Source organism: Metabacillus idriensis (genome assembly GCF_009674765.1).
GTDB classification, from domain to species: domain Bacteria; phylum Bacillota; class Bacilli; order Bacillales; family Bacillaceae; genus Bacillus_P; species Bacillus_P idriensis.
The window spans coordinates 1-7624 of sequence record NZ_WKKF01000026.1; the positions used below are offsets into that span (position 1 = coordinate 1).

A 7624-nucleotide genomic window follows, 5' to 3' on the forward strand; every position below is an offset into this window, starting at 1 on the left:
GTTTTTTCCAGTAAACATTCTAACCAAATTAACCTACGATGTTACGAGTAAGGAGCTAGTTTCGTTCATGATAACTCGGCTTTGCCTGTGGGGTCTTATCTATTTCCCGCAGGAGTCAAGTTTATCCGCTACATTCCACTTAAGGTTTTTAATATTTAGTCTGGTAGCAGCAATATTTACGAAAAGAGCCTAAATCAAAAAGCACCTGACTGAGTCAGGTGCTTTCTTCCAGTTTAATAAGTAGAGGCGGCTGTCTGTTTTTTTTGCACCCTTCTTCCCTTTCCTTCTAACAGAGTAAGAATCATAGGCACGATCAGAAAAATGCTTGAAATCTGAAAAAGAACCGCTGTTTCAAGAAATTGGGCCAGCAAGCCGAAAACAATTCCGCTTAAACCTATCCCAAAATCTATCGCAGAGAAAAACATTCCATTTGCCACACCCCTGCGGTTATCAGGAGTTTTTGATAGTGTCCATGACTGCAGAGTCGGAAGCAGGGAACCGAAACCAATTCCAAATAAGATACCAGCAATGGCAATTCCTACATTGGTGTGTGAGAAAGAAAGAGCCCACATACCTGCAAAGGTCAGAGCGCTGCAGACGACGATCAGCCCCTTAGGTCCTCTTTCGTCAAACCACTTTCCTGCAATTGGTCTTGAAATCGAAGCCATGACCGCATTAAATAGATAGAAAATGAAAATCTGGTCAATGCCGCGCTCTTCACCGAAAATCACAATAAATGTCACAACAGAACCATATCCGAACGTTGCAATCATTGTAATAAAAGCAGGATACCAGCTTGTTTTTTCAACGAGCGACCCAAGATAAGAGAATTTCAAATCTTCTTTTTTGGTCAGTCTGACCGATTCCGGCGTATAGTAGCGAACAGCTGCTAAAAGAATAATCGCAACGATCCCAAGAGCACAGGAAATATAGATTAAATTGTTAAACGTTGTAACACCGAATAAAAAGATGCCGAGACTTGGCGCAATAATCATGCCGAGTGTTACAGAAAGACCAAAATACCCCATCCCTTCGCCAAGACGGGATTTTGGTATTACATCCACGGCTGCCGTCCCGTTTACTGTGGTTGAAAAACCCCACGCAAGACCATGAATGAACCTGAACATCAGGAAAATAAGTATCACATTTGAAATCGGGTAAAAAATAGTGATCACAAGAAGCGCGGCAGCTCCAATCAAAACAAGCGGTTTTCGTGCTTTATATTCAAGCATGTACCCGATAAACGGACGGCTCAGAACCGCTCCTATTGAAAATAAAGCCGTAACTAATCCAATCTCCAGACCCGTTGCTCCCAATGATTTAATATAAGGCGGAAGTGTCGGAATCAGCATTTGAAACGACATGAAAATAAATAAGTTTCCAAGCATAAGCATAACAAACGACTTTGTCCAAAGAGGTGCTTTCGTTAATTGATTCACTGTATCTCTCCTAAGTTAACTGAATACCATATAAATTTATTTCGGATCACTAAATAATATCACAATCAAAGAAGCTATGAAATCAAAAAATTTCATCTGTTCATCTGGTTATTAATACCAACTAAAAGGATTTTTGACCTTAGAGAAAGAAATAATCTAATAAAATATGGTTTTCACAGGGGAAGATGAAGTTGAGATTGAAGAGGTTTGTACTATTATTTTTTCTATCATTGCTTATTGGATGTTCTGCTAATGAAGATCACATAAAATGGTTTGCTACTAAAGAAGAAGCCATTCAACATGGTCTAAAAGAAGAAGGCTTATCCGCAGGCAATCTTTTAGGGAAAATACAATCAGACGGGGAACTGTTTGTTTTTTTCAAAAGAAAAATGAAGGATGGAGAAGCCGCAGGCATTGTCCATCTAAGAGAATCTAATGGGAAGTACGCGTGGTATAAAAGTAATGCTGAGGTACAGGTCAAGTATAAAAATAGAAAAAAAGCACCACATGTCTCATTTGAATTAAAAACTTATTCAGACAAAGCGTATAAAGCCTATTTCGGAAGCGCTGATTCAGCTGACATGGCCATTTCAACAGATTATGGACCAGAGGTTACCCCGGAAATTGATAAAGAAAGTCAAATTTATTTTTACATTGTGCCAATGAATAATTACTAAGGAATTATTCTTTAAATTCACCAAAACGGATACCAAGCGCTGTACATTTTGGTATCCGTTTCCCTCTGTATTTTGTTTTCACCTCATTATCTATCATTTATTAAAATGATAAACGTCCCAGATATCCGAAGTTTCTGAGCCTATATACCAGGCAGCTGCTCCGCCTAAGTGATTTTCTTTCATCATCTTCATTCTAAGCTCAATTGATTTCTTATCTTCTATCCACAGTTGATGTTTTTCGCCGTTTTCAGTGAATTGGACATAGTATTGTGAAGCCTTTGGGTCCCAAACTTTTTTAAGTCTTTTAGAGGAAATGATCCGATTGACTTCTGACATCGAGCGGTCGATGCTTCTCAATTTGTTAGAAGATAATTCTGTCACCCATTCTCTAGTATAAAACGGGACAGCGAGAATGATTTTATGTGAGGGAACATCTTTCATTAAGAGCTTAATGCCTTCTTCCACCCACGGAAGGGAAGCAACTGAACCTGCCTTTGGCCCCCCGCCCCAATGCTCATCATACCCCATCATCACAACATAATCGGCTATTTTTCCGAGTTCTCTTCGGTCCAGGCTTAAAGACCAGAATGGGTCATCGCTCGTTCTTGTTACATCGACAGAAACAATGATTCCATGAGGCTTCAGGGCTGTTTTTAATTCCCGGATAAACGATACGTAATCCTGTTTGTTTTTTATATCAATGTTTTCGAAATCAACATTAATTCCATCACTTTTGCTTTTGATTATTGCAGTCTGAAGCGCAGAAATTAGTTTTTTTCTTTTTTGAGGATTGCCTATGATGGAATCTGTCAGAATGGGGTCAAAGCTGTTGCCAAGGAGCGGCCAGACTTTTTTCCCGGCAGCATGTGCTGCATCTGAATAGGCAGAATCCATCTTAACAGAAACACCTGTTTCCGATTGGCTTAACGTAAACCATCGCGGTGAGACAACATTTAGATTAGGTTTATTTTTCATCTGCTGGATGTACGTATTGGCTGTTCCATTAAAACTCCAGCCCATCACGACACGTTTGCTGTTTTTAACTTGAAGCTTCGATTTTTTAATCCAGCCTTTTTTCCCGCCGAGCAGCTGCACTTCATAATAATACACGGGTATTTTTAATTTTTGGCCAATTTTAAGCTGAGTTGTCTTTAAACCATTAAGCTTGGTAATTTCATTGACAGTTACTCTATATTTGTTCGAAATTTTCCACAGCGTATCTCCTGAGATTACTTGGTGAACTTGGACGGTCTGAGGAATCTTCATTATTTGTCCAAGAGAAATCGCATCATTTTTTAAACCATTCAATTGTTTCAGTTCATGAACGGTTGTTCCATATTGATTGGCTATTTTCCATAATGTATTTCCGCTGATAACTTTATGTGTAATCGCATCGGCCGAGTCACCGGCTGCTGATTGAATGAGAGGATATTCATCTCCTTTTTGCAGAACAGCTGCCACTTTCGAGCTCAATTTTGGAGAAGAATAAACATTGACGCTGTTTCCTATTACAGATCCGATTTGCTGAGAATTTGATTCAGCTTGGCCTATAATAGGCATTTGATTTAGTATCAGGAATAAAACTAGTAAACTGCTTAAAACCTTTCTCACTGCATTCATCTACCTTCTGTCATCTTTTACATATAAAAGTAATCATACTCCAGGAAGATACGAAAAGAATAGTGGGATTTAGTGGGGATTTTCATGAGAAAAAATCGATTAAAAAACAAGATCCTTTTTCAGAATCTTGTTTTTGTTCAAAGCATTTCTTGGTAGACACTGCTCTTTAAAAACCTTTTCTAAAGTAAATCAGCGTAGTGCGGTCATTCAGCTTTTTCATGACTCCCGTTTCTTTGTAGCCTAATTTTTTGTACAAATAACAATTTCCTTCTTCCTCAAGAATGGTGGCAAGCTCGAAGCTTGAGGCCTGCGGAAACAGTGTTTCTGCTGAAATCATAGCTTTTTGGGCAATCCCGCAGCCCTGAAATTCAGGAAAAATAAAGATTGGACTTATCCAATATTTCGTGGCCTCGCTTTTCGAATACACCCGTATTGCTCCCGCTAACGTTTCTTCAAAAATGATTTTGTAGAAACCGCCATTTGGCTCATTGATCCTGGCGAGGATTTTTTCAAGTGTCTCATTTGCAGGATTTGTCTCAACATCCATATACTTTTCAAGAAGCGGCGTGAATGCACGCACTTGACCATCTAAAATAGCTGCTGCATCTGATTCTGTGGCTTTTACTAAATGTACGGTCATACTATTCTCCTTTGTTATTGATTCCTATTTAGTATTCTGCAAAACTTAAAATCCTCCTCCTATATAAAAAGGAGCTGTCCAGAAAGTTATTTTTCACTTACTTTCTGGACAGCCCCTTCTTTTGGGACAGTGGTAATACATTTGACTGACACCACTATTTATGTTTTAAACCGTTAAAAGTTGTAGCACTATGGCGACTGATGCCACTATTGATGCTTTGAACCGTTAAAAGTGGTAAAACTACTTGGACTGATGCCACTTGTTGCACCTTAATACTTTAAAAGTGGTAACATTATGGAGACGGACTCCACTAATTATTTTTATCCAAAAAGCAGCCAGAAAAACCACTCTTTTTCCAGCCTATTTCATTTTGGATCAATCTCTCTCCCTGTTTTTATGTCGATGACCTTAGTTGCATTCTTTGGAACAGGAATTGATTTGCTTTCAGGCGCTTTTCTTCCGTTTTCAACCCAATCTACCAGCAGGTCAAATGACTGATGGGCATATGGAAGCAGAGGCTGCAGCTTTTTCTTTGAGTCTGTTGCGGTATTCCATACTAAACTGTCCACATGATTTCCATTTTCAATCGAATACATGCGGTGAAGCTTTTCCTTGCCAGCTTTTTTAACAAGTTTTTCATAGCCTTTCGCATGAATATCCGGGAAAATCAGCGCATCCAGCGTTCCGGTAAAACTGATAAGCGGAACGTCTATATCCCCCGTGTTGGCAATTTCTTTTATGTTCTCTTTCACGCTTTTCGGACGGCTTTGATACTTGTAGTTTTCAAAAATAGAATCGTAGCTTCTGTCCCTGGCTCCGCTTGAAGTGAAATTCAAGTAGTTTTTCCATGGAATGCTGTTTGGGGCATTAGGGTCAAAATGATCCCGGTAAAGGTTCGCCGTAATGAACCAATATACCTGATCATGATACGTCCACAATTCTTCTGACCCTTTTGGAAGGCCAGCTTTATACATTTCTTTCATGGCTTTCTCTTTCTCTTTTCCACTGCCGTAAATGGCATCCTCAGCATGATTGACGACTGTTGTGAGAGAAGAAATTAAGTTTGGCTGCTTTTCTGTCCAAAGAACACCTTCCCAGTCTACGCCGCCATCAAAAAGACGTTTCTCTTTTATCTCCCGGCCGTCTTGCTCAAGTGCATACCTGACGACATATCCCCCATTTGAAATGCCCATCGCATAAGTAGGCACACTGTGATTTTTTCTCACCAAATGATGGGCTGGATTTGATTTATCTTTTGCAGAAATAAGCTGCTCACGGAAATTTTCTTCTAAATACGATTGAGCAGCTATCGTGATCTGCCTGAAACGTTTATGCCATTCTGCGACACTATTATCTTCTGCAGCGAGGGCATTTTTTGCTTTTGCAAGTGGGTCATATGGATCGGCTTCTCCTTGTGTTCCTTTATCAATCGCTGCAAATGCGTACCCTTTTTCAAGAACAAAATCGCTGAACAAAAGGTCTGTAGATGTTTCATTTCTAGTAGCAGGAATGCCGGCCACTACTAGTTTTCCATTCCAGTTATCCGGAACACGTATGACAAACTGAGCGTCTTCAAAAGCGCCATTAATCTGAGTTCCGCTTATGGCGGCTGGTTTATGCATTTGATGCCAGCCAGTCCCATCTTCAGCACTTCCCCAATTGTAAGGAGCAAGACCTAAGTTTCCAAACAAGATGGCGTTTTGATATTGAATAGGATTTTTAGTAGTTAAGTAATTTTTATCCACCCCGTCAAAATAAGTTTCAACAACATTCTGTGCCCCTGGTATGAGATTCTGCAGCTGTGAGGCTTCTGCATGGACCGCATGATGCGGGACTGGCAGCGCAGATGCAAGCATTGCTGCCGATAAAGTAAACGCTATCATTTCTTTTTTCAAAAAACCACGTCCTTTATTTAGAATTTTCTGTAAACTAAACAACTCTAGTTTACTCTTTTAGAAAATGATAGACATGGTGCAAAAGACGTAACTGAACAAAGAACCGATAGACCTATTATGAATTAGAATTACTTTACTGAAATCATACGATTTTATGTAAATTTTTTTATTATTAATATAATTAGCAATTAGAGGAATATTTCCTTTTGTGTCGAATTTGAATAGGATGAAGGGGTTGACCCAATGAATAAGGATAAATTGTTGAAAAAAATTCATCATGCCAGCCGCGGCAATTTGTTTTCGATTGAGGTTCAAAAGGCATCGAAAGAAGAAGAACGGCAAATTAATGAATTCGTATCGGAATTAGAAAGAGAAGGAAAAATCAAATTAAGAGAATGTGTGCAGCGCGAATACTCCGTTTTTTTACATGGAATTGTCAAGTATGCATCCGATTAATCGGATGCTATTTTTCATTTCTTTATGCGAGTGCATGAGCAGGTTTCTGAATATTAATTGAGGCGCTGGTTTCAGAAAACGCTTACCTCCAATGCTCATCAGCATTTCTCAATGAATTTTATTTCTTTCCTTTTTATAAAAAATAGGACTTTAGATGTTATATTTTATTACATTTAAATTTGGTTAATAAACTATGGAAAGTTTATTAAACAGAAAAACAGCAAAAAAAATAACCTTTTCGTAAAGGTTATTTTTATATCCTTATAAATTCGCTTTTTTAAGTCTCGCATCGAGAATCATATTCCCAAACGGAATAAATGCCACAGCGACTGCACTGAAAACCCATGCGAAGGACCATCTGATTTTATAAGTTGTATAGGCAATGATAAGCAAATACGTAATAAAGAAAAACCCATGAAGCGATCCTACGATCGTTACAGCCATAGGGATTTCTGCCAGATATTTTAGAGGCATGGCAATAAAAAGAAGAATCAGCAAAGACGCTCCTTCGATGAATCCCATCAGTCTGAAGCGGCCAATTGGTGATTGAAGCATAGATGAACCTCCAGTACACTTTTTCTTTTATTATAAGATAGGAAAGCCTTAAAAACTACTTATGGAGAGCAGACGTCATAGAATGTTCATTTCTATATGTATGTCCGCTAGTTGGTTTTATTCTTTTGTTTGTTTTGTATAACGATTGCCATGTAAAGAACCGCACTGAATCCAATGATTCCAAAGAAGATTGCCATCATATAAGGCAGCGCGAATTCGAAATATTGAACTACCCTCCACCTACTCGCTAACGCTCCTCGAAGTAGGGGATTCCTAAGTACAGAAACCATTTGATTTCTAATTGATTAGGCGATCTCCACAGTTCCTGCGGTTGAGATGCGT

The 7624-nt window shown here is 38.9% G+C and carries 7 protein-coding genes; 2 read left to right on the forward strand and 5 right to left on the reverse strand.

All coding sequences use genetic code 11. The annotated features are described in order from the left end of the window. Nucleotides 1-233: 233 nt before the first annotated feature. On the reverse strand, nt 234-1394 hold the full coding sequence (locus tag GJU41_RS24320; protein WP_154319801.1) for an MFS transporter: 1161 nt from the start codon (nt 1392-1394) through the stop codon (nt 234-236). Nucleotides 1395-1630: 236 nt separating this feature from the next. Between GJU41_RS24320 and GJU41_RS24325 the strand changes: the two genes are divergently transcribed. Then, nucleotides 1631-2116 (forward strand): hypothetical protein, encoded by a 486-nt coding sequence (locus GJU41_RS24325; RefSeq protein ID WP_154319799.1) that lies wholly within the window; start codon nt 1631-1633, stop codon nt 2114-2116. A 93-nt stretch (nt 2117-2209) separates the two neighbouring features. Here the strand turns inward: GJU41_RS24325 and GJU41_RS24330 are convergent, their stop codons facing one another. From GJU41_RS24330 to GJU41_RS24340, 3 genes are all read right to left on the reverse strand, one after another. Then, nucleotides 2210-3736, reverse strand: coding sequence for a LysM peptidoglycan-binding domain-containing protein (locus GJU41_RS24330; RefSeq protein WP_224771456.1), 1527 nt, complete (start codon nt 3734-3736; stop codon nt 2210-2212). 166 nt (nt 3737-3902) lie between these two features. After that, a complete protein-coding gene (locus GJU41_RS24335; protein ID WP_070875975.1) occupies nt 3903-4376 on the reverse strand; it encodes a GNAT family N-acetyltransferase in 474 nt (157 codons plus the stop codon). A 365-nt stretch (nt 4377-4741) separates the two neighbouring features. After that, entirely contained in the window at nt 4742-6271 is a 1530-nt protein-coding gene (locus tag GJU41_RS24340) for an alpha/beta hydrolase (RefSeq protein WP_154319800.1), read from the reverse strand. Between the two features lie 243 nt (nt 6272-6514). Here GJU41_RS24340 and GJU41_RS24345 point away from each other — a divergent pair, with 243 nt between their 5' ends. Beyond that, a complete protein-coding gene (locus tag GJU41_RS24345) occupies nt 6515-6727 on the forward strand; it encodes a hypothetical protein (RefSeq protein ID WP_070875977.1) in 213 nt (70 codons plus the stop codon). A gap of 261 nt (nt 6728-6988) precedes the next feature. Here the strand turns inward: GJU41_RS24345 and GJU41_RS24350 are convergent, their stop codons facing one another. Next, nucleotides 6989-7282, reverse strand: a complete 294-nt coding sequence (locus tag GJU41_RS24350) for a DUF3817 domain-containing protein (RefSeq protein ID WP_070875978.1) — start codon at nt 7280-7282, stop codon at nt 6989-6991. Between the last annotated feature and the right edge of the window lie 342 nt (nt 7283-7624).